The 23,518-nt window shown below is 68.1% G+C and carries 19 protein-coding genes; 8 read left to right on the top strand and 11 right to left on the bottom strand.

Annotated elements, in window-relative coordinates; genetic code table 11:
* Positions 1–42: 42 nt before the first annotated feature.
* Complete coding sequence (locus tag JMT67_RS14225) at positions 43–1,320, top strand: lytic murein transglycosylase (protein WP_182714705.1); 1,278 nt, start codon at positions 43–45, stop codon at positions 1,318–1,320.
* Positions 1,321–1,487: 167 nt separating this feature from the next.
* Here JMT67_RS14225 and tdh read toward each other — a convergent pair whose 3' ends face one another.
* The 7 genes from tdh to JMT67_RS14190 form a co-directional block, all read right to left on the bottom strand.
* The gene (gene tdh / locus JMT67_RS14220) at positions 1,488–2,540 is read right to left on the bottom strand and encodes an L-threonine 3-dehydrogenase (RefSeq protein ID WP_233455898.1); all 1,053 of its coding nucleotides are present in this window, start codon (positions 2,538–2,540) and stop codon (positions 1,488–1,490) included.
* 165 nt (positions 2,541–2,705) lie between these two features.
* Entirely contained in the window at positions 2,706–3,896 is a 1,191-nt protein-coding gene (locus tag JMT67_RS14215; RefSeq protein WP_201463835.1) for a glycine C-acetyltransferase, read from the bottom strand.
* Positions 3,897–3,948: 52 nt separating this feature from the next.
* Complete coding sequence (locus JMT67_RS14210; RefSeq protein ID WP_201463834.1) at positions 3,949–4,854, bottom strand: DUF4232 domain-containing protein; 906 nt, start codon at positions 4,852–4,854, stop codon at positions 3,949–3,951.
* A 69-nt stretch (positions 4,855–4,923) separates the two neighbouring features.
* Positions 4,924–5,346 (bottom strand): methylmalonyl-CoA epimerase, encoded by a 423-nt coding sequence (mce, locus tag JMT67_RS14205; RefSeq protein WP_054765052.1) that lies wholly within the window; start codon positions 5,344–5,346, stop codon positions 4,924–4,926.
* Complete coding sequence (gene scpA, locus JMT67_RS14200; RefSeq protein ID WP_201463833.1) at positions 5,343–7,499, bottom strand: methylmalonyl-CoA mutase; 2,157 nt, start codon at positions 7,497–7,499, stop codon at positions 5,343–5,345. Before scpA ends, mce begins: the two co-directional genes overlap by 4 nt.
* A complete protein-coding gene (locus JMT67_RS14195) occupies positions 7,496–8,875 on the bottom strand; it encodes a methylmalonyl-CoA mutase family protein (RefSeq protein WP_201463832.1) in 1,380 nt (459 codons plus the stop codon). The genes scpA and JMT67_RS14195 overlap by 4 nt, the downstream gene beginning before the upstream one ends.
* A 145-nt stretch (positions 8,876–9,020) precedes the next feature.
* Positions 9,021–11,000, bottom strand: a complete 1,980-nt coding sequence (locus tag JMT67_RS14190; protein WP_201463831.1) for an acetyl-CoA carboxylase biotin carboxylase subunit — start codon at positions 10,998–11,000, stop codon at positions 9,021–9,023.
* Between the two features lie 138 nt (positions 11,001–11,138).
* Here JMT67_RS14190 and JMT67_RS14185 point away from each other — a divergent pair, with 138 nt between their 5' ends.
* The gene (locus JMT67_RS14185; RefSeq protein WP_201463830.1) at positions 11,139–11,498 is read left to right on the top strand and encodes a GIY-YIG nuclease family protein; all 360 of its coding nucleotides are present in this window, start codon (positions 11,139–11,141) and stop codon (positions 11,496–11,498) included.
* Positions 11,499–11,686: 188 nt separating this feature from the next.
* Here JMT67_RS14185 and JMT67_RS14180 read toward each other — a convergent pair whose 3' ends face one another.
* Positions 11,687–13,222 carry an acyl-CoA carboxylase subunit beta gene (locus JMT67_RS14180; RefSeq protein WP_201463829.1) on the bottom strand — a complete coding sequence of 512 codons (1,536 nt, stop codon included), beginning with the start codon at positions 13,220–13,222 and terminating at the stop codon, positions 11,687–11,689.
* Between JMT67_RS14180 and JMT67_RS14175 the strand changes: the two genes are divergently transcribed.
* The 5 genes from JMT67_RS14175 to JMT67_RS14155 are packed head-to-tail and all read left to right on the top strand — an operon-like array spanning position 13,221 to position 18,270.
* Positions 13,221–13,361, top strand: coding sequence for a hypothetical protein (locus tag JMT67_RS14175; protein ID WP_201463828.1), 141 nt, complete (start codon positions 13,221–13,223; stop codon positions 13,359–13,361). The two genes, JMT67_RS14180 and JMT67_RS14175, sit on opposite strands and share 2 nt — an antisense overlap.
* Positions 13,354–14,790 (top strand): helix-turn-helix domain-containing protein, encoded by a 1,437-nt coding sequence (locus tag JMT67_RS14170; RefSeq protein WP_201463827.1) that lies wholly within the window; start codon positions 13,354–13,356, stop codon positions 14,788–14,790. Before JMT67_RS14175 ends, JMT67_RS14170 begins: the two co-directional genes overlap by 8 nt.
* Before the next feature lie 7 nt (positions 14,791–14,797).
* Positions 14,798–15,835: an oxidoreductase gene (locus JMT67_RS14165; protein ID WP_233455897.1), complete on the top strand. Its 1,038-nt coding sequence runs from the start codon at positions 14,798–14,800 to the stop codon at positions 15,833–15,835.
* Between the two features lie 36 nt (positions 15,836–15,871).
* Positions 15,872–17,818 carry a BCCT family transporter gene (locus JMT67_RS14160; RefSeq protein ID WP_233455896.1) on the top strand — a complete coding sequence of 649 codons (1,947 nt, stop codon included), beginning with the start codon at positions 15,872–15,874 and terminating at the stop codon, positions 17,816–17,818.
* A 47-nt stretch (positions 17,819–17,865) separates the two neighbouring features.
* Positions 17,866–18,270 carry a DUF1622 domain-containing protein gene (locus JMT67_RS14155; RefSeq protein ID WP_201463825.1) on the top strand — a complete coding sequence of 135 codons (405 nt, stop codon included), beginning with the start codon at positions 17,866–17,868 and terminating at the stop codon, positions 18,268–18,270.
* Between the two features lie 24 nt (positions 18,271–18,294).
* Here JMT67_RS14155 and JMT67_RS14150 read toward each other — a convergent pair whose 3' ends face one another.
* From JMT67_RS14150 to JMT67_RS14140, 3 genes are read right to left on the bottom strand one after another with little or no spacing between them, the layout of a single operon-like run.
* A complete protein-coding gene (locus tag JMT67_RS14150) occupies positions 18,295–19,410 on the bottom strand; it encodes an osmoprotectant NAGGN system M42 family peptidase (protein WP_201463824.1) in 1,116 nt (371 codons plus the stop codon).
* 10 nt (positions 19,411–19,420) lie between these two features.
* Positions 19,421–21,190, bottom strand: coding sequence for an N-acetylglutaminylglutamine synthetase (ngg, locus tag JMT67_RS14145; protein ID WP_201463823.1), 1,770 nt, complete (start codon positions 21,188–21,190; stop codon positions 19,421–19,423).
* Positions 21,180–22,955 carry an N-acetylglutaminylglutamine amidotransferase gene (locus tag JMT67_RS14140; RefSeq protein WP_201463822.1) on the bottom strand — a complete coding sequence of 592 codons (1,776 nt, stop codon included), beginning with the start codon at positions 22,953–22,955 and terminating at the stop codon, positions 21,180–21,182. Before JMT67_RS14140 ends, ngg begins: the two co-directional genes overlap by 11 nt.
* A 64-nt stretch (positions 22,956–23,019) precedes the next feature.
* Here JMT67_RS14140 and JMT67_RS14135 point away from each other — a divergent pair, with 64 nt between their 5' ends.
* Complete coding sequence (locus JMT67_RS14135) at positions 23,020–23,517, top strand: MarR family winged helix-turn-helix transcriptional regulator (RefSeq protein WP_201463821.1); 498 nt, start codon at positions 23,020–23,022, stop codon at positions 23,515–23,517.
* Position 23,518: the final 1 nt, after the last annotated feature.

The raw sequence follows: 23,518 nt of genomic DNA, 5'->3' as shown, positions 1-23,518 counted from the left end.
TGTCATTTCCCCTATCCGTTCGGGAACTGTAGTCTGAATCTCATGCGCTTTTCCTATCGTCTTCTCCTCATCGGCTCCGTCGCGGCCTGCGCCCCCATGTTGCCGGAGCCGCCGGTGTCCCTGCCGACGCCGCAGCCCGATCCGGTTCCCGCCGCCGTGGTTCCGCCGCCGACGCCGCAGGCGCCGCCGCTCGCCGCCTATGACCAGGAAGGATTCGAGGGCTGGAAACAGGGTTTTCTGGCGCGCAAGGGCGGCGCCCGTCGCGCCGACTATGAGCGGGAACTGGCCGGTCTGACGCCGGACCCCAGCGTGGTGCGGCTGGACCGGAATCAGCCGGAATTCTCCAAACCCGCCGGCGCCTATATCCAGAACGCCGTGACTGCGGTGCGGATCGCCCAGGCCAAGCAGCGGATCGACCGGGTGCCCTGGGCGGTGGTCCAGCGTTTCGGCGTCCCCTCTGAAATCCTGGTCGGCGTCTGGGCCCAGGAAAGCGCCTTCGGCCAGGTCCAGGGCGATTATGACGTCATCCGCTCCCTGGCGACCCTGGCCTATGACGGGCGCCGCCGCGACTGGGCCGAGGCCCAGTTGAAGGACGCCCTGGACATCGTCGTCGACGGCCGCCGCGAACGGGCGGGCCTGAAGGGCAGCTGGGCCGGCGCCATGGGCCAGACCCAGTTCATGCCGGACAACTATCTGCGCCTGGGCGTGGATCAGGACGGCGACGGCAAGGTGGACATCTGGGGCGACGACGCCGACGCCCTGGCCTCGGCCGCCAATCTGCTGGCCCAGGCGGGCTGGAAGCGCGGCCAGACCTGGGGCTATGAGGTCGTCCTGCCCGCCGGCTTCGACTACGCCCTGGCGGAAGGGCCCAAACACGACTGGGCCTATTGGGCGGCCAAGGGCGTGCGCCTGGCCCAGGGCGGCACGCCGAACGGCGCCGAGGCGGTGGAGGATGCGACCATCCTCCTGCCCCAGGGGGCCAACGGCCCGGCCTTCCTGGCCCTGCCGAACCACTATGTGATCCGCAGCTACAACAACTCGGTCTCCTACGCCCTGGCCATCGGCCTGACGGCGGACGGGATCATGGGCAAGCCCGGCCTGACCAAGGCCTGGCCCAACGACGCCTCCCTGTCGCGCGACCAGAGGATCGGCGCCCAGGCGGCCCTGACACGGCTGGGTTACGACACCCGCGGCGTGGACGGGGTGATCGGCGCGAACACCCGCGCCGCCCTACGCCGCTGGCAGCTGGCCAACGGCCGCATCGCCGACGGCTATCTGACCGCCGCCCTGGCGGACGAGCTGATCCGCAAGGCGAACTGAGGGGCGACACACCGTCTCCTCCCCGTCGCGCAGCGATGGGGAGGTGGCTCGAAGCGTAGCGGAGAGACGGAGGGGCTCTTCACCGCGCAAGCGTCAGTGGGGCGTCAGAACCCCTCCACCGCTTCGCGGTCCCCCTCCCCACTTCGCGGGGAGGAGACGACTTCGCCTTAGGCCGCCTTGTCCCAGTTCAGCACCACCTTGCCCGACTGGCCCGACTTCATCGCCTCGAAGCCCTGGCGATAGTCGGCGTAATCCAGCCGGTGGGTGATCAACGGGCTCAGGTCCAGGCCGGCCTTCAGCAGGCCCAGCATCTTGCGCCAGGTGGTGAACATTTCGCGGCCATAGACGCCCTTGATCGTCAGGGCCTTCAGGATGATCGCGCCCCAGTCGGTCTCCATGGGTTTGCCGGGGATGCCCAGCATGGCCATGCCGCCGCCCATGATCAGGGTGTCGACGCATTGTTTGAAGGCGACGGGCGAGCCCGACATCTCCAGGGCCACGTCGAAGCCGACCTTCAGGCCCAGTTCCTTCATCACGTCGTGGATGTCTTCCTTGGTCGTGTTCACGGTGCGCACGCCCGGCGCCACCTTCTGCGCCAGCTCCAGCCGGAAGTCGTTGATGTCGGTCAGGACCACGGTGCGCGCCCCGGCGTGTCGGGCCACGGCGGCGGCCATCATGCCGATGGGGCCGGCGCCGGTGACCAGGACGTCCTCGCCCAGGAGGTCGAACTGCTGGGCCGTGTGCACCGCATTGCCGAACGGGTCCAGGATCGAGCCGATCTCATAGGGCACGTCGTCGGGCAGTTCGATGACGTTGAAGGCCGGCGCCACCACGAACTCGGCAAAGGCGCCCTGGCGGTTCACGCCAATGCCGCGCGTATGCGGGTCCAGGTGGAAGTGCCCGGCGCGGGCCGCTTCGGAGTTCAGGTCAATCACGTGTCCCTCAGCCGAGACGCGCTGGCCGATCTTCAGCGGGCGATCCACCTCCTTGCCGATGGCGACGATCTCGCCGGAGAATTCATGGCCGGTGATCATCGGGGTCGGAACGTTCTTCTGGGACCACTCGTCCCAGTTCCAGATGTGGATGTCGGTGCCGCAGACGGCGGTGCGATGGACCCGGATCAGCACATCCTCCGGCCCCGCCTCGGGGATCGGGGCGTCGATCAGTTCCAGGCCCTCGACCGGTCCGGTCTTGGCCAGGGCTTTCATCGTTTCGGCCATTACGGCGTCTCCTAAAAACTCTAAGATCGTCATCCTCGGGCTTGTCCCGAGGATCCATACTCCCGGTTTTAGCCGGTGCGCACCGTCCTCGACGGAGTCTATGGATCCTCGGGACAAGCCCGAGGATGACGGGAATAATGTGGCCGAGCGTGACGGAGAAAGGGGTCAGATAACCCCCAGCTCCCGCCCCGCCTGCGTGAACGCCTCGACCGTCCGGTCGATCTGTTCGAACGTATGGGCCGCCGACATCTGGGTGCGGATCCGGGCCTGGCCGCGCGGCACGACCGGGAAGGAAAACCCAATCACATAGACGCCCAGCTCCAGCGCCCGCGCCGCGAAGTCCTGGGCCAGTTTGGCGTCGCCCAGCATGACCGGGATGATCGGATGTTCGCCGTCCAGCAGGGTGAAGCCCGCATCGGCCATGGCGTTGCGATAGCGATGGGCGTTGGCCGACAGGCGAGTGCGTAGCGCATCCCCCTCCGCCCCTTGGGCGATGCGGATCGCCTCCAGCGAAGACCCGCACACCGCCGGCGACAGGGCGTTGGAGAACAGATAGGGCCGCGCCCGCTGTTTCAGCAGGTCGACCACCGCCTTCTTGGCGCAGATGAAGCCGCCCATGGCGCCGCCCAGGGCCTTGCCGAAGGTGCCGGTGACGAAGTCCACCTCGACTCCGTGATAGGCGAAGGAGCCCCGCCCCTGCGGCCCCAGGAAACCCGTCGCGTGGCAGTCGTCGACCATGATCAGGGCGTCGTATTTGTCGGCTAAGGCGCGGATGTCCTTCAGACGGGCGATATAGCCGTCCATCGAAAAGGCGCCGTCGGTGGCGATGATGATGTCGCGGGCGCCGGCCTCGCGCGCCTCCTTCAGCCGGGTCTCCAGCTCGTCCATGTCGGAGTTGGCGAAGCGATAGCGCTTGGCCTTGCACAGCCGCACCCCGTCGATGATCGAGGCGTGGTTCAGGCTGTCGGAGACGATGGCGTCGTTTTCGCCGAACAGGGGCTCGAATATCCCGCCGTTGGCGTCGAAGGCGGCGGCGAACAGAATGGCGTCCTCAAAGCCGAGATAGCCGGCGACAGCCGCCTCCAGCTCTTTATGAATTTCCAGGGTGCCGCAGATGAAGCGGACCGAGGCCGTGCCCGCCCCCCACTTCTGTTGCGCCGCGATCCCGGCCTGGGTCACCCGCTCGTCGCCCGCCAAGCCCAGATAGTTGTTGGCGCAGAAGTTCAGCACCTCGCGCCCGCCGACCTGAATCACCGGCCCCTGGCGAGAGGCGATCACACGTTCGGGCTTGGTCAAGCCCTGGGCGTCGATCTCGGTCAGTTCGCCGGCGATACGGTCGTAGAAGCTCTGGGTCATGGCCGCGACCTACGCCCATTTCGGCCGGGTTTCCAGACGTCTCGACGCGATGTCAGGTCGCGACCTGGGGGTTTTCCTCGGCCCTGATCGGACTGACGCGGATCTTGCCTCCGCACGGCTGGAAGGCGAAGGGCAGACTGACTGCCGCCGTGTCGCCGGGCGCGGTGACCCGAAGGCTCGCCACATTGGGACAGGTCTTCTGCATCGTCTCGTCGGGGATGACGTTCCAGGCGGTTTCGAAATAGGCCTTGGCCTGGGGCGCCAGTTCGACCGGCGTCGGAGCCTGGCCCTGGCGGAAATAGCTGCCGGGGCTCTGGTCGGCGCGGATCGAGGTCAGGGTCCGCCCCTGCGCGTCCAACAGGGTCACGCCGGGATAGCCGGTCAGGCTGCACGCCTGGCGGCCGATGTTCTGGAGGCTGAAGTTGCGCACCCGATTGCCCGCCCCGGCGTCGCCGCCCTCGGTCGCGAGCTTCAGCTGCGGCCCCTTACAGGGGGTGGAGGCCGGCAGCACCCCGCCGGGCGCCGGCGTGACCGCCGGATCCGGCTGGGCCTCGGCCAAGGGAGACGGCGTCCCCGCCGGTCGGGCGCAGCGTTCCAGGACGGCCACGCCGACCTGGTCGTTCGGGCTGAGCCGGCTGAGGGTGGCCGTCTCCTGGCCGTCACGGGTGGCGGTCCACCATTCGACGCCGGAGCCGACATAGCGGGCCCCACTGGCGGCCTGGGCGGACCGCAGATCATAGGTCTGGCCCTTATAGGTCAGCTGAGCCGTGGCGCTGTCGGCATAGCGGGCCTCGACCGTCGCGCCGCTTTCGCAGGCGTAGCCGACGCCCGGAACCGGCGGGGCGGGCACGGGCTGGGCCTCGACCGGGGCGACCGGCTGCTCCGGCTCGGCCTGCTGACAGGCGGACACGCCCGTCAGGGCGGCGATGGCGAGCAGGGCGGTCAGGCGGCGCGTCATGATCAGGTCTCCTGTTCACGCCCTTAACGGTCAAGCTGGCGAAAAGCTCCAGCGACCCGTGATCGGTCTTCAGTGATCGCCTTTCGGCGTCTCCATCAGCTCGATCAGCACCCCGCCCATCTCTTTCGGATGCAGGAAGACGACCGGCGTTCCGTGCGCCCCGATGCGCGGCTCGCCCGTGCCCAGGAGGGTCACCCCCTTGGCCCGCATCTCGGCGACGGCGTCGTGGATGTCCTCGACCTCGAAACAGACGTGATGCTGGCCGCCCTTGGGGTTCTTGGCCAGGAAGCCGACGATGGGGCTGGTCTCGTCATAGGGCTCGATCAGCTCGATCTGGGCCGTCGGGGTGTCGATGAAACAGACCTTCACCCCCTGCGCGGGCAGGTCGAAGGGCTCCCCGATCTTGGTCGCTCCCAGCACGTCGCGATACAGTTTGATCGAATCCGCGATGGACGGGGTCGCGACCCCGACATGGTTCAGGGCGCCGATCATGCGGTCTCCTTTGGCGCGGGCTGGGCGTAACCCAGGCGCTGGTTCAGCTTTTCGATCAGGTCCACCGCCGTATCGGCGATGGCCGAACCGGGCGGATAGACGGCGGCCGCCCCCATATCGAGCAGGGGCTGCACGTCCGAGGGCGGAATGACGCCGCCGACCACGATCATGATGTCGGGCCGCCCCAGCTTCTCCAGCTCGGCCTTCAGTTCGGGAACCAGGGTCAGGTGGCCCGCGGCCAGCGATGACGCGCCGACCGCATGGACCCCCTTCTCCACGGCGTCCTTCGCCGCCTCGGCCGGGGTCTGGAACAGGGCGCCGGCGGTGACGTCGAAGCCCAGGTCGCCGTAGCCGGTGGCGACCACTTTCTGGCCCCGATCGTGCCCGTCCTGACCAAGCTTGGCGATCAGGATGCGCGGCGGCCCGCCGTCGTTCTCGACGAAGGTCGCCACCATCTCGCGGGCGCGGGCGAAGCGGGCGTCCGTCCCCGCCTCCTTGGCATAGACGCCCGACACGGTCTGCACCGTCGCCACATGGCGGCCGAAGGCGGCCTCCAGCGCGTCGGAAATTTCACCCACCGTCGCCTTGGCCCGCGCCGCCTGGACCGCCAGCTCCAGCAGATTGGCGGTCCCTCGCGCCCCGTTGGTCAGAGCCTCCAGCGCCGCATCGGTCGCCGCCTGGTCCCGCTCGGCCCGCAGCCGTTTCAGCTTGTCGATCTGGGCCGCCAGAACCGCCGCATTGTCGACCTTCAGCATCGGAATATCGTCGACGACGGGGTTCAGATATTTGTTCACCCCCACCACCGTCTGCTGGCCGGTGTCGATCCGGGCCTGGGTGCGGGCGGCGGACTCCTCGATCCTCAGCTTGGGGATGCCGGCCTCGATGGCCTTGGCCATGCCGCCCAGGGCCTCGACCTCGGCCATGTGGGCGCGGGCGCGCATCGCCAGTTCGTGGGTCAGCCGCTCGACATAGAAGCTGCCGCCCCAGGGGTCGATGACGCGGGTCAGGCCGGTCTCCTGCTGCAGCAGGATCTGGGTATTGCGCGCGATCCGGGCCGAGAAGTCGGTCGGAAGCGCCAGGGCCTCGTCCAGGGCGTTGGTGTGCAGGCTCTGGGTCTGACCGCCCGCCGCCGCCATGGCCTCGACCATGGTGCGGGGCACATTGTTGAAGACGTCCTGGGCCGCCAGCGACCAGCCCGAGGTCTGGCAGTGGGCGCGCAGGGACAGGGACTTCGGATCGACCCCGCCCTCTTTCCGCACCGCCTCGGCCCACAGCAGGCGGCCCGCTCGCATCTTGGCCACCTCCATGAAGTAGTTCATGCCGATGGCCCAGAAGAAGCTCAGCCGCGGCGCGAAGCGGTCGATCGGCATCCCCGCCGCGACGCCCGCCCGCAGATATTCGATCCCGTCCGCCAGGGTGTAGGCCAGCTCTATATCGGCCGAGGCCCCCGCCTCCTGCATGTGATAGCCGGAGATGGAGATGCTGTTGAACTTCGGCGTCTCCTGCGCCGTCCAGGCGAAGATGTCGGCGATGATCCGCATCGAGGGCTCGGGCGGATAGATGTAGGTGTTGCGGACCATGAACTCCTTCAGAATATCGTTCTGAATGGTCCCGGTCAGGGCCGCGTGCGGCACCCCCTGTTCTTCCGCCGCGACGACATACAGCGCCAGGATCGGCAGCACCGCCCCGTTCATCGTCATCGACACCGACATCTGGTCCAACGGAATCCCGTCGAACAGGGTCCGCATGTCATAGATGCTGTCGATGGCCACGCCGGCCATGCCGACGTCGCCCTTTACCCTGGGATGGTCGCTGTCATAGCCCCGGTGCGTCGCCAGATCGAAGGCGATGCTCAAGCCCTTCTGCCCCGCCGCCAGATTGCGGCGATAGAAGGCGTTCGACTCCTCGGCGGTCGAGAAACCGGCGTACTGGCGGATGGTCCAGGGATTGCCCGCATACATGGTCGGATAGGGCCCGCGCACGAAGGGCGCGAACCCCGGCAGACCGTCCTGGTGCGCCAGCCCCTCCAGGGCCTCGGCGGCGTAGGCGGTCTCGACCGTCAGCCCCTCGGGCGTCAGCCATGGGTCCCGCTTCGGCCCCTGCCCGGTCGGCGCCAGGTCCAGGCTGATCTTGCTGAAATCGGGGAAGCTCATCCGATCACCTCCTCAAAGGCCGCCGCGAAGCGGATCGGGCTTAGGGGTTCGCACACCCGTTCCACCGCAACCGCCGCCTCACCGCCCGCCTCGACCGGCGCCGGCCGCACCTCCGGGTCCACATATTTGGTCACCCCGATGATCTGGGCCGCGCCGTTCTTCAGCGCCGCCTCCCGCTGGGCGCGGGCGCGGGCGATGCGGGGCTGGATCACCGACCCCTTCAGGGCCTCGACCAGACCGCCCTCGGCCTCGATCATCTGGAACTCGGCCCAGCCGGCCTCGGCCAGATCCCGCGTCCGGGCGTCCAGATACCAGCTGCCCGCCGCCGGATCGTCGACTCGGCCCAGGTTGGCCTCCTCCATCAGCACCAGCTGTGTGTTCCGCGCCTGCCGCCGAGCAAAGGCGTCGGACCGGCCCGAGGCGCGCGTGAAGCCGTCCAGCACCATCACGTCCGCGCCCCCCACAGCCCCCGCAAACCCCGCCGCCGTCAGTCGCAGCAGATTGGGCCAGGGATCGCGCGCCGACAGCATCCGCCGCGACGACCGCGCCTCGATTACCGCCGACGCCTGCACCTCAAAGGCTCGCGTCAGCCCCGCCCAGATCAGCCGCATGGCCCTGAGTTTGGCCAGGCTGTCGAAATACTCCGCAGCCACCGACAGGCCGACCACCGTCCCGCGCAGGGCCGCCTCGACCGACATCCCCGCGTCCACCGCCGCCTTCGCATGGGCCACCACGCTTGAGGCCGCAAAGGCCAGCTCCTGGGCCGCCGATCCCCCCGCCTCGTGCGCCACGCGCCCGCTGGCCAAGAAGAAGCTCGCCTCGGGATAGGCCCCCGCATGCCGCGCCGCCGTATTGGCCGCCAGGCTCAGATGCTCCTCCACCGAACGCGGCGCCCCGCCCGCCTCGGCGAAGGCCGAGATCACGTCCATATGGAATCTCAGCTGGGCGCGCGGCGATCCCTTGGCCACCACAGCCAAAGCATTGGCCGCATCCGGCCCGTCGATCCCCGCATCCAGCGCCACCGGCGCCAGCTCCAGCGCAACGCCTTCCAGCGCCCGGCCCAACGGCGCGGAATCCGCCAGCACGCGGCCCTTCAGCACCACCGACGCCGCGCCGTTCTCCAGATCGGTCAGCACCGCTTCATTGACCGCCTCGGGATCATCCCCCTCGACCAGGGTCCGCAGATCCCAGGCCCGGCCTTCGGAGTCGGACGGACGCGGGGCGAAAATCGGCTGGACGCCGGTGGCGCCGGCGTACAGCGGCCGCGTCACCAGCTGGTCCGCATCGAGGTGCATCAGCGACTCGATCGGCCGATCCTTCAGCGCCTTCTGGGCGGCTTCGCGCCATTCGAGGGGGGTGGGGATGGGGAAGCTCATGCGACGCCCCCCGCCCCCGCTCCCGTCATCCTCGGGCTTGACCCGAGGATCGGATGTTCCGTCGCACATGCAAGGACGTCGAGCGCAGGTCGCGCCCCACACCCGGTCCTCGGGTCAAGCCCGAGGATGACGAAGGTAGAAAACATCACCCGAACTCCACCAGCACGTCATCGGCCGCCACCGGATCGCCGTCCTTGGCCCCGACCGCCTTAACCACCCCGTCGCGCTCCGCCTTCAGGATATTCTGCATCTTCATGGCCTCGATGATGGCCACCGTCTCGCCGGTCTTGACCGCCTGGCCCACCACCACCGGGATCGACACCACCAGCCCCGGCATGGGCGACAGCACCAGTTTCGACGTATCCGCGACCGCCTTCTCCGGCAGGCGCGCATACAGTTCGGCGACCTGCGGCCGCAGCACCCGCACCCGCGCCTTCGCCGCGCGGTGGCGGATGTCGAAGCCGTCAGCCACGCGTCGGACCTCGGCGGTGAAGGCCTCGCCGTCCAGCTCGGCCTTGAACTGGGCCAGGCCCGGCCGCCAGTCGATCTCCGACAGGCGGATGTCGCCCCCGCCGGTCAGGGTCAGGATCATCGCCTCGTCCGCATCATAGGACAGCCCCACCCCGTGCGGCGTCTTGTCGATCATCACGATCCAGTCGGTGCGGTCCGACGGATCGCCGTCCTGTTCGGCGATGACCTCGTGCATGGCCATGGCGGCCGCGATCAGGATCCGCTCCTGGTCCTGCGTCGGCTTCAGGCCATGGAACCCGTCCGGGAACTCGTCCTTGATATAGCTGGTCGACAGCCGGCCCGACCTGAACCGCTCCTGGTCCATCACCGCCGCCAGGAAGGGCACATTATGCCCCAGGCCCGACAGGTGGGTGTCCTCCAGCGCCCTGGCCATGCCCGCCACCGCGTCCTCGCGCGTCTCGCCCCAGGCGCACAGTTTGGCGATCATCGGGTCGTAGAACATGCTGATCTCGTCGCCCTCGCGGACGCCGGAATCATTTCGGACCACATAGCCGTCCTGCTCGCCCTCTTCCGGCTGCTCGTATCGGACCAACCGCCCGATGGACGGCAGGAAGCCGCGATAGGGATCCTCGGCGTAGATCCGGCTCTCGATGGCCCAGCCGTCGATCTTCAGGTCCTTCTGTTCGAAGGCCAGTTTTTCACCCCAGGCCGAACGGATCATCTGCTCGACCAGATCGACCCCGGTGATCAGCTCCGTCACAGGATGTTCGACCTGAAGACGGGTGTTCATCTCAAGGAAATAAAACGACTTGTCCTGCCCCGCCACGAACTCGACCGTGCCGGCCGAGTCATAGTTCACCGCCTGGGCCAGGGCGACGGCCTGCGCCCCCATGGCGGCGCGGGTGGCCTCGTCCAGCAGGGGCGACGGCGCCTCCTCGATGACCTTCTGATTGCGGCGCTGGATCGAACATTCGCGCTCGAACAGATGGACCACATGGCCGTGCTTGTCGCCCAGCACCTGGATCTCGATGTGGCGCGGATCGATGATGAACTTTTCCAGGAAGACCCGGTCGTCGCCGAAGGCGTTCAGCGCCTCGGCCTTCACCGCCGCAAACCCCTCGGCCATGTCGGCGTCCGAATGGGCAACGCGGATGCCCTTGCCGCCGCCCCCGGCGCTGGCCTTGATCATGATCGGATAGCCGATCTGGTTGGCGATCCTGACCGCCTCGTCCGGCGTCTCGATCAGCCCCATGTGCCCCGGCACGGTCGAGACCCCCGCCTCGGCCGCCAGCTTCTTGGAGCTGATCTTGTCGCCCATGGCCTCGATGGCCTCGGGGTTCGGCCCGATGAAGGCGATCCCCTCGTCCCTCAGCCGCCGCGCGAACCCGGCGTTCTCCGACAGGAAGCCAAAGCCCGGATGCACGGCCTGCGCCCCCGTCTGGCGCACCGCCTCGACGATCTTGTCGGCCAGCAGATAGGACTGCGCCGCCGGCGCCGGCCCGATCAGCACCGCCTCGTCGGCCATCTCGACCGCCAACGACCCGGCGTCGGCCTCCGAATAGACCTGCACGGTCTTGATGCCCATGCGGCGACAGGTCTTGATGATCCGAACCGCGATCTCGCCCCGGTTGGCGATGAGGATTTTGGAGAACATGGTTCAGTCCTTCATGATCGTCAGCCGAGGCCTTGCGCCTAGGATCCAGAGACTCTGTCGCGGCCCGGGGGCCGCCGTCGACACCGGGAGTCTGGATCCTCGGGACAAGCCCGAGGATGACGTGTGTTGGGGGATGGGATGGTGACGGCAGACAGCCTGATCGGCTGCTACATGATGGCCAACCGGATGCACGGCGTGATCTACACCGGCGTCAGCAGCCAGTTGATCACACGTATCGGCCAGCATCGCGCGGGGGCCATCGACGGTTTTGCCAAGCGATACGGTTTGAAACGCCTCGTCTGGTACGAGTTCCACGACACCATCGTCGCCGCGATCCAGCGGGAAAAAACGCTGAAACACTGGCCGCGCGACTGGAAGGCCAACCTGATCGAGCGGACGAACCCGCACTGGGACGACCTGTTCGACGGTCTGGTGCGGGCGTCGGGGGCGGAGCCTGACCCGGAAGTCTATCGAAACTGGGTTCCGCCGGAAGAGTGATCCCCCTCCCCCAAACCCGTCATCCTCGGGCTTGTCCCGAGGATCCAGACTCCCGGTCTTCAACGCTGCGCCCCAGCCGGTGACGCGGCGCGGGTGAGACCGGCGGTCCACGCTCGACACCGGGAGTCTGGATCCTCGGGACAAGCCCGAGGATGACGGAGAGCTGGCGGCGGACAAACGAGCAACCCTCACAGCGGAATATTATCGTGCTTCTTCCAGGGGTTTTCCTGGACCTTGTTCTTCAGCGTCCGCAGCGCTTTCACCAGCCGCCGCCGTGTCCCGTGCGGCATGATGACGTCGTCGATATAGCCCAGGCCCGCCGCCACGAAGGGATTGGCGAACCGGTCCTTGTACTCCGCCTCGCGCGCGGCCAGGGCGGCCGGATCGCCGGCCTCCTTGCGGAAGATGATCTCGACCGCCCCCTTGGCGCCCATGACCGCGATCTCGGCGGTGGGCCAGGCGTAGTTGACGTCGCCGCGCAGGTGTTTCGAACTCATCACGTCATAGGCGCCGCCATAGGCCTTGCGCGTGATGACGGTCAGTTTCGGAACCGTCGCCTCGGCATAGGCGAACAGCAGCTTGGCCCCATGTTTGATCAGGGCGCCGTACTCCTGCTTGGTCCCCGGCATGAAGCCCGGCACGTCCACCAGCGTCACCAGAGGAATGTCGAAGGCGTCGCAGAAGCGCACGAACCGCGCGGCCTTGCGGCTTGAATCAATGTCCAGCACACCCGCCAGCACCTGGGGCTGGTTGGCGACGATCCCGACCGTCTGGCCGTCCAGCCGGCCGAAGCCGCAGATGATGTTCTTGGCGAAGTCGGCGCCGATCTCGAAGAAGTCGGCCTCGTCGACCACCTTCAGGATCAGCTCCTTCATGTCATAGGGCTGGTTCGGATTGGCCGGGATCAGGGTGTCCAGGCTCGGCTCGTCCCGCTCGGGCTCGTCATAGCTCTCGCGCACCGGCGGCTTTTCGCGGTTCGACAGCGGCAAGAAGCCGACCAGGCGGCGCACCTCCGACAGGGCCTCCAGGTCGTTCTCGAACGCCCCGTCCGCCACGCCCGACTTGCCGGCATGCACCCGCGCGCCACCCAGGTCCTCGTGGCTGACGACCTCGTTGGTGACGGTCTTCACCACATCGGGGCCGGTCACGTACATATAGCTCGTGTCCTTCACCATGAAGATGAAGTCGGTGATGGCCGGCGAATAGACGTCGCCCCCCGCGCACGGCCCCATGATCACGCTGATCTGGGGAATGACGCCGCTGGCCAGGGTGTTCTGCAGGAAGATGTCGGCGTAGCCGGCCAGGCTCTCCACCCCCTCCTGGATCCGCGCCCCGCCCGCGTCGAACAGGCCGATGATCGGCGCGCCGGTGGTCAGGGCCATCTTCTGCAGCTTGACGATCTTGGCCGCATGGGCGCCCGACAGGCTGCCGCCGAACACCGTGAAATCCTTGGAGAAGACATAGACCAGCCGCCCGCCGATGGTCCCGCGCCCCGTCACCACTCCGTCGCCGGGGATGCGCTGATCCTGCATGCCGAAGTCGTGGCTGCGGTGCTCGACGAACATGTCGGTCTCCTCGAAGGAGCCCTCGTCCAGCAGAACGTCGATGCGTTCGCGCGCCGTCAGCTTGCCCTTGGCGTGCTGGGCGGCGATACGCTTTTCCCCGCCGCCCAGTTTCGCGGCGGCGCGACGGCGCTCCAGTTCTTCAAGGATGGCTTGAGTCATGATCGGTTTCGGCCTCTCGTTCGAACGGCAAGGCGTGGCGCCTTCATCGCAAAATGGCAAACGCAACTTTGCAAAAGATGCGGAACTGCGCGGACTTGCAAAGGCGGCGGCTATGAACTGCAAACTTGCGAATGGCTGAGAAGCTTTTTCTGGGACCCAAGCTGCGCAAGCTGCGCGAGGCGCGCGGCTGGACGCTGGAGGCCTGCGCCGAACGGCTGGGCCTGTCGCCCTCCTATCTGTCGCAGATCGAGACCAATCAGCGCCCGGCCACCGCCCGCGTCCTGATCGCCCTGACCCGCGCCTTCCACATCGACGCCAGCCTGTTCGATCTCGAGGGCGACGCCCGCCTGATCGCCGACCTGCGCGAGGCCACCACCGACATCGCCGGTCCGGTCAGCGGCGGGGCCGAGCCCCCGACCGCGGCCGAGCTGAAACAGGCCGTCGCCAACACCCCGCGCCTGGCCCATCAGTTCCTGGCCCTGCACCAGGCCTTCCGCCAGCTGGACGAGCGGGTGAAGGCGCTGGACGACACCCTGGGCCGCGACGAACTGGGCGCCCGCGTCGCCCTGCTGCCCTATGAGGAGGTCCGCGACTTCTTCCACTACCGCGACAACTACGTCGACAGCCTGGACACGGCGGCCGAGGCCCTGGCGGCCGACATCCCCCAGGACGGCCCGATCGAACGGGCGCTGGAGACCCTGCTGGCCGACCGGCACGGCGTCCGCACCGTCTATGTCGCGGGTCAGGAGGCGCTGCGCCGCTACGATCCCGCCAGTCGCATACTCTCCCTGGACGCCTGGCAGCCGGGCGCCACCCGCTCCTTCCAGCAGGCCCACCAGCTGGCCCTCATGTCCTTTCGCGACCTGATCGAGAGCGAGCTGGACCGCGCCGCCTTCCGCACCCAGGCCGCGCGCGACGTGGCCCGCGTCGGCCTGGCCAACTACGCCGCCGGCGCGCTCCTGTTGCCCTACCGCGCCTTCCTCGAGGCGGCGCGGGCCGAGAAACACGACATCGACCGCCTGCGCACCCGCTTCCAGGTCAGTTTCGAACAGGTCTGCCACCGGCTCTCGACCCTGCAACGGCCCGGCTGGCGCGGGGTGCCCTTCTATTTCGCCCGCGTCGACATGGCCGGCAACATCACCAAGCGGCACAGCGCCACCCGCTTCCAGTTCGCCCGCTTCGGCGGCGCCTGCCCCCTGTGGAACGTCCACGAGGCCTTCGCCACGCCCGACCGAATCGGGGTGCAGCTGGCCGAAATGCCCGACGGCTCGCGCTACATCTCCATCGCCCGCTCCGTGTCCAAGCCCAGCGGCTCATACCTCGCCAACGACCGCCGTTACGCCCTGTCCCTGGGCTGCGAGATCGAGCACGCCGGATCCCTGGTCTATGCCGCCGGCCTGGACCTGAACGGCCCCGCCGCCCGGATCGGCGTCAGTTGCCGCATCTGCGAGCGCACTGACTGCACCCAGCGCGCCTTCCCGCCCCTCGACCGCGCCCTTCACGTCCCCGAGAACGAGCGCGGCGTGGTGCCCTATGTGCTGGATGGCCCCCGCCCGGAACGCTATTGATCGGGGCATGACCTCACACGCACCCATCGGCGTCGCCGTCGTCGGCTACGGCCTGGCGGGCCAGACCTTCCACGCCCCCCTGATCGAGGCGACCCCGGGCCTGCACCTGACCGCCGTCGTCTCGTCGCGCCCTGAAGCGGTCCACGCCGACCTGCCTGGCGTCGCGGTCCTGCCGGATCTGGACGACGCCCTGGCCCGCGACGACATCGGGCTGATCGTCGTCGCCACCCCCGACGCCCTTCACGCCGAACAGTCGATCGCCGCGCTTCAGGCCGGCAAGTCCGTGGTGGTGGACAAGCCCTTCGCCGCCACGCTGGAGCAGGCTGAGGCAGTCGCCGCCGTCGCCGCCGATGCGCCCGGCGTTTTCAGCGTCTTCCAGAACCGCCGCTGGGACGCCGACTTCCTGACCCTGCGCCGTCTGATCGACCAGGGGGAACTCGGCGAAATCGCCGTGTTCGAAAGCCATTTCGACCGCTTCCGCCCCGCCGTCGCCGACCGCTGGAAGGACAGGCGCGACGGCGGCGTCTGGGCCGACCTGGGGCCACACCTGATCGACCAGGCGGTCCAGCTGTTCGGCCCGCCCCTGGGCGTCTACGCCGACCTCCAGGCCCAGCGCGTCGGCGCGACCGCCATCGACTACGCCCACGTCCTGCTGCGCTACGACCGGCTGCGGGTCATCCTGAACATGGGCCACCTCGCGGCCGAGGCTTCGCTCCGCTACGTCGTCCACGGCACGGGCGGCAGCTTCATCAAACACGGCCTCGACGCCCAGGAGAGCCAGTCCAAGGCGGGCCTGCGTCCCGGCGCCCCCGACTGGGGTCTGGACCCGTCGCCCGGCGTGCTGACCAGGCAGATCGACGGCGGAGCCGTCCGCACCACGCCTGCGCCCGAACGCGGCGACTACCCCGCCTTCTACGCCGCAGTCCGCGACGCCATCCGCGGCGCGGCGCCCGCGCCCGTTCCCGCCGACCAGGCGCTGGTCGTCATGCGCGTCCTGGACGCCGGCCTGCGCAGCGCCGCAGAGCGGCGGGAAATCCCCCTGTGAAGACGGTCTGAAGGCCGGTTTGAACCGAACGCGGCAATGGACGCCGCAACCATGGCGGAACTGTCACGCTATAGGTCCATGCTCAAGACCAAGATGAATCCGCGCGTCTTCTGGGGCGCAAGCCTGATCGTCGGCCTGCTGCTGGCCCTGGCCGTCGCCGCCCCCGGCGAGTCCGACCGTCTGTTCCAGGCCGCTCAAGGCTGGGTGATCGACACCTTCGGCTGGTTCTACATCGCCGCCGTCGCCGGATTTCTGCTGCTGATCCTGTTCCTCGCCCTGGGGCCGACCGGGGCCCTAAAGCTGGGGCCGGACGATTCGGAGCCGGACTTCCCCTATGTCTCCTGGCTGGCCATGCTGTTCGCCGCCGGCATGGGCATCGGCCTGATGTATTTCGCCGTCGCCGAGCCGATCCAGCATTACGCCAGCCCGCCCGAGGCCCAGCCCCGCACCTTCGAGGCGGCGCGAGAGGCGATGGTGATCACCTTCACCCACTGGGGCGTCCACGCCTGGGCCGTCTATGCGCTGGTCGGGCTCAGCCTGGCCTATTTCGCCCATCGCAAGGGCCTGCCGCTGACCCTTCGCTCGGGCCTGTCGCCCCTGTTGGGCCGGAGGATCAACGGACCGATCGGCGACGCCGTCGATGTCTTCGCCATCTGCGGCACCCTGTTCGGCATCGCCACCTCCCTGGGTCTGGGGGTGTCGCAGATCAACAGCGGGCTTAACGATTTGACCGGCCTGCCCAATACGCCCTGGGTGCAGGTGGGGCTGATCGCCTTGGTCATGGCGTGCGCCACCGCCTCGGTGCTGACCGGACTGGACAAGGGGGTCCGGCGGCTGTCGGAGCTGAACCTGGTGCTGGCGGTGCTGCTGATGCTGTTCGTCCTGGTCGTCGGGCCGACCGGCTTCCTCTTGAAGGCCCTGGTCCAGAACTTCGGCCTCTATCTGGACCATTTCTTCATCCGCACCTTCAACCTTTACGCCTATGAGCCCCGCGGCTGGATGGCGAGCTGGACCCTGTTCTACTGGGCCTGGTGGATCGCCTGGTCGCCCTTCGTGGGCATGTTCATCGCCCGCATCTCACGCGGCCGCACGGTGCGAGAATTCGTCATCGGCGTGCTGCTGGTTCCCACCGGCTTCACCTTTCTGTGGATGACGATCTTCGGCAATACGGCGGTCAATCTCGATATGGGGGTCGCGGCGGGGGCCATCGCCGATGCGGTGACGGCGGACCTGTCCACCGCCATATTCCGCTTCTTCGAGGAACTGCCGGGCGCCGCCGTCACCTCGACCCTGGCGGTGCTGCTGGTGGCGGTCTTCTTCGTCACCTCGGCGGATTCCGGCTCATTGGTGATCGACACCATCGCGTCGGGCGGGGCCGACGATACGCCGCGTTGGCAAAGGGTCTATTGGTGCTCGCTGGAGGGACTGGCCGCCGCCCTGCTGCTGTTGGCCGGCGGCCTGGGCGCGCTTCAGGCGGCGACCCTGGTGGCCGCCCTGCCCTTCGCCGTCATCATGATCCTGCTGGCCGCCGGACTGGTGCGGCAGATGAACGCCGACCTGGCCGGACGCGCGGTCGAGACCGAAGGCCCGCCCCTGTCCGAACAGCTCAAACGCATTCTGTCGCCCGCGAACCGGCGCGACATCGACCGCCAGCTGGACCAGGCCGGAGCCCCGGCCCTGGAGACGGTTCGCGCGGCCCTGTCCGCCGAAGGACTGGAGGCCGAGGTGGCGCGCGAGGCGACAGGCCTGGTCCTGACCGCGACCGGTCAGAACGGGCCGACGTTCCATTATCGCCTCGCGGCGCGTGAACGTCCGCGACCCGCCATGACCGCGCTGGATGCGCCCGAGAAACGCCGCGCGATGGAATGGCGGCTGTCCGCCTATTCCGACGCCGCAGGGCGGGCGCGCGATCTGACGGGGTTCACGCGGGAACAGATCGTCGCGGACGTGCTTGAACATCTGCGTCTGTGGCGCATGGGTTGACGTCGCCCGGACGAGGTCGGCGATACGGATAAGCGATCGGAACGGCCATGCTGAGCCAGGTTCACGCCTTCATCCAACCGTTTGCGGTGCTGCTGGAGTTGGCCGGCGCCGGCATCATCGTGGGCGGAGTCCTGCTGGCGACCGGGCTGTTCGCCCTGCACGGCGTCCGGGATCGAAACTGGCGCCAAGCCTATACCACCTATCGGGCGAACCTGGGCCGCGGCATCCTCCTCGGCCTGGAACTCCTGGTCGGGGCGGACATCATCAGCACCATCACCGCACCCCTGACGCTTCAGACGGTCGGCCTGCTGGGTCTGGTCGTCCTGATACGGACCTTCCTCAGCTTTTCGCTGGAAACGGAGATCGAGGGCTGCTGGCCCTGGCGCCGGGCCGCGAGGGCGGAGCCTGGGCGAGCCGCGAGGGCGGAGGCTGGGAGAATGGATAGGCGCTGACGCCGGCAAACCGCCCCAGTCGACCTATTCGTCGACCGGCTGGTGGGTGAAGCCCTTGACCCCGCTCAGGGGTTTGGCGTCGCGGCCGATTTCGACCTCGCTCTCGGCATAGGCGATCAGCAGACGCGTCAGGTCCGCCAGGGCGGTTTCGTGGATTCGCTCATAGCCGTGGCTGGCGTCCACGCCGAAGGTGATCAGGGCAGTGCGGATGTCCGCCCCGGATTCCAGCGCAGAGGCCGAGTCCGAGCGGTAGTAGCGGAAGACGTCCTTCTGATGCGCGATGTCGTGGTCGCGCGCCAGTTGGACCAGTTTGCGCGACAGGTGCCAGTCGAACGGCCCCGTCTGGTCGGCCATGGCGATGGTGACGCCGAACTCAGACGAGTTCTGGCCCGGCGCGGTCGTGCCGTTGTCGACCGTGACCATGGCCGCCACGTCCGGGATCAGCACGGACGAGGCGCCCAGCCCCACCTCCTCGGCGATGGTGAACAGCCACCAGGTGTCGACCGTGGGGGTGCGCTCTTCGCGGATCATGCATTCAAGAGCGGCCAAAAGGACCGCGACCCCCGCCTTGTCGTCCAGATGGCGCGAGACGATGAAGCCGCTGTCGGTGAACTCGGGCTGGGGGTCGATGGCGACGATGTCGCCGACGTCGATCCCGAGAGCCAGGGTGTCGTCGCGCCCGTGGGTCACGGCGTCGATGCGCAGCTCGACCTGACGCCAGCTGACCGGCTGGGTGTCCACCTCCTCATTGAAGGTGTGGCCCGAGGCCTTCAGCGGCAGGATGGTGCCGCGCCAGGCGCCGCCCTCCGAAAAGACTGTGGCCCGCGCGCCCTCCGCGAAGCGCGACGACCAGTGGCCGATGGCCACCAGCTCCAGCCGGCCGTTGTCCTTCACCTGTTTGACCTGGGCGCCCAGGGTGTCGACGTGGGCCACGACCGCGCGGGCAGGTTTGGGGGCCCGGCCCGGCAGGCGGGCCCGGATGGCGCCGCGTCGGGTCAGTTCATAGTCCAGCCCCAGCCGCTGCAACTCCCGGCACACCTGCCACACGGCCTCGTCGGTATAGCCGGTGGGGCTGGGCGTGTTCAGCAGGTCGGCGAGGCGGGACTTCAGATAGTCAAGGTCGATCGCTGGACGGGCCAAGGGGCCTCCTTCAGACGTCGGCGCGAACCACGGCGCGCGCCGAGGTCGGGGCGGACAGGGGGAACAACAGGTCGATGAAACGCTCGGCCGTCGGCTGGGGTTCGTGATTGGCCAGGCCGGGGCGTTCGTTGGCCTCGATGAAGGCGTAGTCGGGCTCGCGCGGCGACTTCACCATCAGGTCTATGCCGGTGACGGGGATGTCGATGGCGCGGGCGGCGGCGACGGCGGCGCGGATCAGGGTCGGGTGCACCTCCTCCGTCACATCGTGAATGGTGCCGCCCAGGTGCAGATTGGCCGCCTTGCGCACCAGAACCTCGACCCCCTCGGGCGCGACGTCGTCCAGGCCATAGCCAGCCTCGCCCAGGGTGCGTTCGGTCTCTTCGTCAATCGGTATGGTCGATTCTCCGCCGGTCGCGGCGGCGCGGCGGCGGCTCTGATGCTCGATCAGAGCCCGAAGCGGGGTGCGCCCGTCGCCGATGACGCGGGGCGGGCGACGCAGGGCGCAGGCCACGACCTTGTAGTCGATCACCACCAGACGCAGATCCTCGCCCTGGACCTGTTCCTCGATCAGCACTTCGGAACAGATGCGGCGCGCGCGGACCAGGGCCGACTGGACGTCCTTCATGGTCGTCAGACCCACGGCGACGCCCTGCCCCTGTTCGCCCCGCGCCGGCTTGACCACCAGGGCGCCCAACCGCTCTAGGGCCGCGTCGATGGCGGAGGGATCGTCAGGATCGACCCGCTCGGGCACGCGCACCCCGGCCGCCTCGACGATGCGTCGCGTCATCCGCTTGTCGTCACAGATGCTGAGCGCCACGGCCGAGGTCAGCTCCGACAGGCTCTCGCGGCACCGCACCGACCGCCCGCCCCAGTTCAGGCGAAACAGCCCGCCCTCGGCGTCGATGATCTCTGTATGGATGCCGCGCCGCCGCGCCTCATTGACGATGATGCGGGCATAGGGGTTCAGATCATGATCATCGGTGGGGCCGACGAACAGGGCCTCGTTGATCGGGTTCTTGCGCTTGACCCCGAAGAAGGACACGCGACGAAACCCCAGCTTTTCGTACAGGGCGATGGCCTGGTCGTTGTCGTGCATGACCGACAGGTCCATGTAGGCCAAACCCTGGGTCTTAAAATGCTCGGCCAGCCGCCGGACCAGGGCCTCGCCGACGCCCGGCTGGGTCGCCTGGGGATCGACCGCCAGACACCAGAGCGACGAACCGCATTCGGGATCGTCGAAGGCGCGCGCGTGATTGACCCCCGTCACCGTGCCGATGACGGCGCTCGTCGTCGCATCTTCGGCGACGAAATAGGTGATTGTCCGGTCGTCGCGACGGGACCAGAAGAAGTCGGGCGGGACCGGCACCATCCTGCGCTTGGCGTAGATGTCGTTGACCGCCTGGGCGTCCGCCTCCGACGTCAGACGGCGCACGGTAAAGCCTCTCGGCTGGCGACGACCGGCGCGATAGGTGGCCAGTTCCAGCCGATAGGTGTGCGACGGGTCCAGGAACAGCTCCTGCGGCGCCTGGGCCAGCAGGACATGCGGATTGCGGACGTAGAAGGCGATGTCGCGCCGGTCCGGCCCCTCGGCGCGCAGGGCCTCGACCAGGGGCTCGGCCGTCTCGAAGGTCTGGGCGAACAGCAGCCGGCCCCAGCCGCAGTCCAGCACGGCGTCCGGCCTCGGTCCGTCTCCGGACTGCACGGGTGGCTTCAGCCCTTCGTGACGCAGCCGCTTCAGCCGGTGCGCCTTGGACCGTTCGGGTCGAACGTCAGACGCCATGCTGTTGCATCCACATCTCGAGCACGGCGACCTGCCACAGTTCGGACCCGCGCAGCGGCGTGATCTGCTGGGTCGGGTCGGCGAACAGGGTGTCCAGATACCCCCTGTCGAACAGACCCCGGTCGCGGGCGGTCTGATTGGTCAGGGCCTCGCGCACCATCTCCAGATACGGACCCTGGATGTATTTCAGCGCAGGAACGGGGAAATAGCCCTTCTTGCGGTCGATCACCTTGGACGGGATCACCAGACGCGCCGCCTCCTTCAGCACCCCCTTGCCGCCCTGGGCCAGCTTGTGCTCCGGCGGAATCCGGCCGGCCAGTTCGACCAGCTCGTGGTCGAGGAAGGGCACCCGCGCCTCCAGCCCCCAGGCCATGGTCATGTTGTCGACCCGCTTCACCGGATCGTCCACCAGCATCACCTGGCTGTCCAGGCGCAGGGCCTGGTCGACCGGCGTATCGGCGCCCGGTTGGGCGAAATGGGCCTCGACCAGGGCGCGGCTGACGTCCGTGTCGGCCATATAGGCGCCGTTCAACTGGGTCTTCAGCGTCGCATGGCTGCGGTCGAAAAAGGCCTTGGCGTAGGTCTCGACCGGGTCGGTCGCCTCCAGCATCGGCGGGTACCAGTGATAGCCGGCGAAGACCTCGTCCGCCCCCTGGCCCGACTGCACCACCTTGATGTGTTTCGAGACTTCCTGGCTCAGCAGATAGAAGCCGACGTTGTCGTAACTGACCATCGGCTCCGACATGGCCCCGATGGTCCCCGGCAGGGCCTCCATCAGCCGCTGGTGCGGCACGAAGATCTGGTGGTGTTTGGTCCCATAGTGTTTGGCGATCAGGTCGGAATAGACGAACTCGTCGCCCTTCTCGCCATTGGCCTCTTCGAAGCCGACGGAGAAGGTCATCAGATCCTTCTGGCCCAGCTCGGCCAGCAGGCCGACGATCAGGCTGGAATCCACCCCGCCCGACAGCAGCACGCCCACCGGCACGTCCGCGACCATGCGGCGCTTCACCGCCTCGCGCAGACTGTCCAGCACCCGGTCGCGCCAGTCTTCGGCCGTCAGTCCGGCGTCCTCGGCGTGGCGGGTCATGTCCGGCCGCCAGTACAGCCGGTCCTTCGCCGTCCCCTCCGCCTCGATCACCCGAACGGTCGCCGGGGGAAACTTCTTCACGCCTTTCAGTATGGTGTGCGGCGGCGGAACGACCGCATGGAAGGTCATGTAGTGGTGCAGGCCGACCGGATCGATGGTCTTGTCCACATCCCCCGCCGCCAGCAGGGCCGGCAGGCTGGAGGCGAACCTCAGCCGCTTGCCGCTCTCGGCCAGATACAGCGGTTTGATGCCGAACCGGTCGCGGGCGATCACGGTGCGGCCCGTGTCCCGCTCATGCAGGACGAAGGCGAACATGCCCTTGAACCGTTCGACGCAGGCCTCGCCCCAGGCCTTCCAGGCCTTGATGATCACCTCGGTGTCGCCGTGCGAGAAGAAGCGAAAGCCCAGCCCCTGCAGCTCTTCGCGCAGCTCCGGATAGTTGTAGATGCAGCCGTTGAAGGCCAGGGTCACGCCCAGGTCGGCGTCCACCATCGGCTGCTGCGCCGCCTCCGACAGGTCGATGATCTTCAGCCGGCGATGCCCCAGCCCCACCGGGCCGCGCATCACTATGCCGGACCCATCCGGTCCCCGAGGCGAGAGCGCATCCGTCATGCGTTGCACGGCGCCGGCGTCGGCCGGCCGTCCGTCGAAATTGATCTCGCCGCTAAGACCGCACATGGGGCCTCCTTGAATTGTGGATGCAGCGGGTACAAATGTTTCGTGTACGAAAGAGTTCAACCGGATGATTGATCTTTCAGCGGGGCTGTCTCCTAACGCGCCGACGGATTCGACGGCGACCCTGGTCCGCTCCCTCAGACGGATCGCCCAGGCGATCGACGTCCGATCGCGGGAAATCGCGCGCCTGACGGGCCTCACCTTGCCGCAGCTGCTGGTGCTGCAATCGATCCGCGACCTGGGCGAGGTCAGCACCAGCGCCATATCCCGCGACGTCTCCATGTCCCCGCCCACAGTGGTCGCCGTGCTGGACAAGCTGGAGGCCAAGGGGATGGCTGTGCGTTATCGCTCAACGATTGACCGTCGGATCGTCCATGTCCGGCTGACAGAGGCCGGGCGAGGCGCCCTGGCCTCCTCGCCCGGCCTGTTCGGCGACGGCTTCATTTCAGGTTTCGGCCGACTGTCGGCGGACGACCGGGCGGCGATGGCGACGGCCGTGGATCGGCTGGCGACGATGATGCAACCGCGCCCGCCTGCGTTTTCAGAAGACGGCGAAACGGGCTGAG

This window comes from Brevundimonas aurantiaca (assembly GCF_904830995.1).
Classification (GTDB): Bacteria; Pseudomonadota; Alphaproteobacteria; order Caulobacterales; family Caulobacteraceae; genus Brevundimonas; species Brevundimonas aurantiaca.
The sequence above is the reverse complement of the archived record's forward strand: the minus strand, read 5'-3'. Positions and strand labels throughout refer to the sequence as shown.

Excerpts from the sequence above, each read along its gene's own strand:
- JMT67_RS14225 (WP_182714705.1), top strand. The coding sequence starts at position 43 with ATGCGCTTTTCCTATCGTCTTCTCCTCATCGGCTCCGTCGCGGCCTGC.
- tdh (WP_233455898.1), bottom strand. The coding sequence starts at position 2,540 with ATGGCCGAAACGATGAAAGCCCTGGCCAAGACCGGACCGGTCGAGGGC.
- JMT67_RS14215 (WP_201463835.1), bottom strand. The coding sequence starts at position 3,896 with ATGACCCAGAGCTTCTACGACCGTATCGCCGGCGAACTGACCGAGATC.
- JMT67_RS14210 (WP_201463834.1), bottom strand. The coding sequence starts at position 4,854 with ATGACGCGCCGCCTGACCGCCCTGCTCGCCATCGCCGCCCTGACGGGC.
- mce (WP_054765052.1), bottom strand. The coding sequence starts at position 5,346 with ATGATCGGCGCCCTGAACCATGTCGGGGTCGCGACCCCGTCCATCGCG.
- scpA (WP_201463833.1), bottom strand. The coding sequence starts at position 7,499 with ATGAGCTTCCCCGATTTCAGCAAGATCAGCCTGGACCTGGCGCCGACC.
- JMT67_RS14195 (WP_201463832.1), bottom strand. The coding sequence starts at position 8,875 with ATGAGCTTCCCCATCCCCACCCCCCTCGAATGGCGCGAAGCCGCCCAG.
- JMT67_RS14190 (WP_201463831.1), bottom strand. The coding sequence starts at position 11,000 with ATGTTCTCCAAAATCCTCATCGCCAACCGGGGCGAGATCGCGGTTCGG.
- JMT67_RS14185 (WP_201463830.1), top strand. The coding sequence starts at position 11,139 with ATGGTGACGGCAGACAGCCTGATCGGCTGCTACATGATGGCCAACCGG.
- JMT67_RS14175 (WP_201463828.1), top strand. The coding sequence starts at position 13,221 with ATGATCGGTTTCGGCCTCTCGTTCGAACGGCAAGGCGTGGCGCCTTCA.
- JMT67_RS14180 (WP_201463829.1), bottom strand. The coding sequence starts at position 13,222 with ATGACTCAAGCCATCCTTGAAGAACTGGAGCGCCGTCGCGCCGCCGCG.
- JMT67_RS14170 (WP_201463827.1), top strand. The coding sequence starts at position 13,354 with ATGGCTGAGAAGCTTTTTCTGGGACCCAAGCTGCGCAAGCTGCGCGAG.
- JMT67_RS14165 (WP_233455897.1), top strand. The coding sequence starts at position 14,798 with ATGACCTCACACGCACCCATCGGCGTCGCCGTCGTCGGCTACGGCCTG.
- JMT67_RS14160 (WP_233455896.1), top strand. The coding sequence starts at position 15,872 with ATGGACGCCGCAACCATGGCGGAACTGTCACGCTATAGGTCCATGCTC.
- JMT67_RS14155 (WP_201463825.1), top strand. The coding sequence starts at position 17,866 with ATGCTGAGCCAGGTTCACGCCTTCATCCAACCGTTTGCGGTGCTGCTG.
- ngg (WP_201463823.1), bottom strand. The coding sequence starts at position 21,190 with ATGGCGTCTGACGTTCGACCCGAACGGTCCAAGGCGCACCGGCTGAAG.
- JMT67_RS14140 (WP_201463822.1), bottom strand. The coding sequence starts at position 22,955 with ATGTGCGGTCTTAGCGGCGAGATCAATTTCGACGGACGGCCGGCCGAC.
- JMT67_RS14135 (WP_201463821.1), top strand. The coding sequence starts at position 23,020 with ATGATTGATCTTTCAGCGGGGCTGTCTCCTAACGCGCCGACGGATTCG.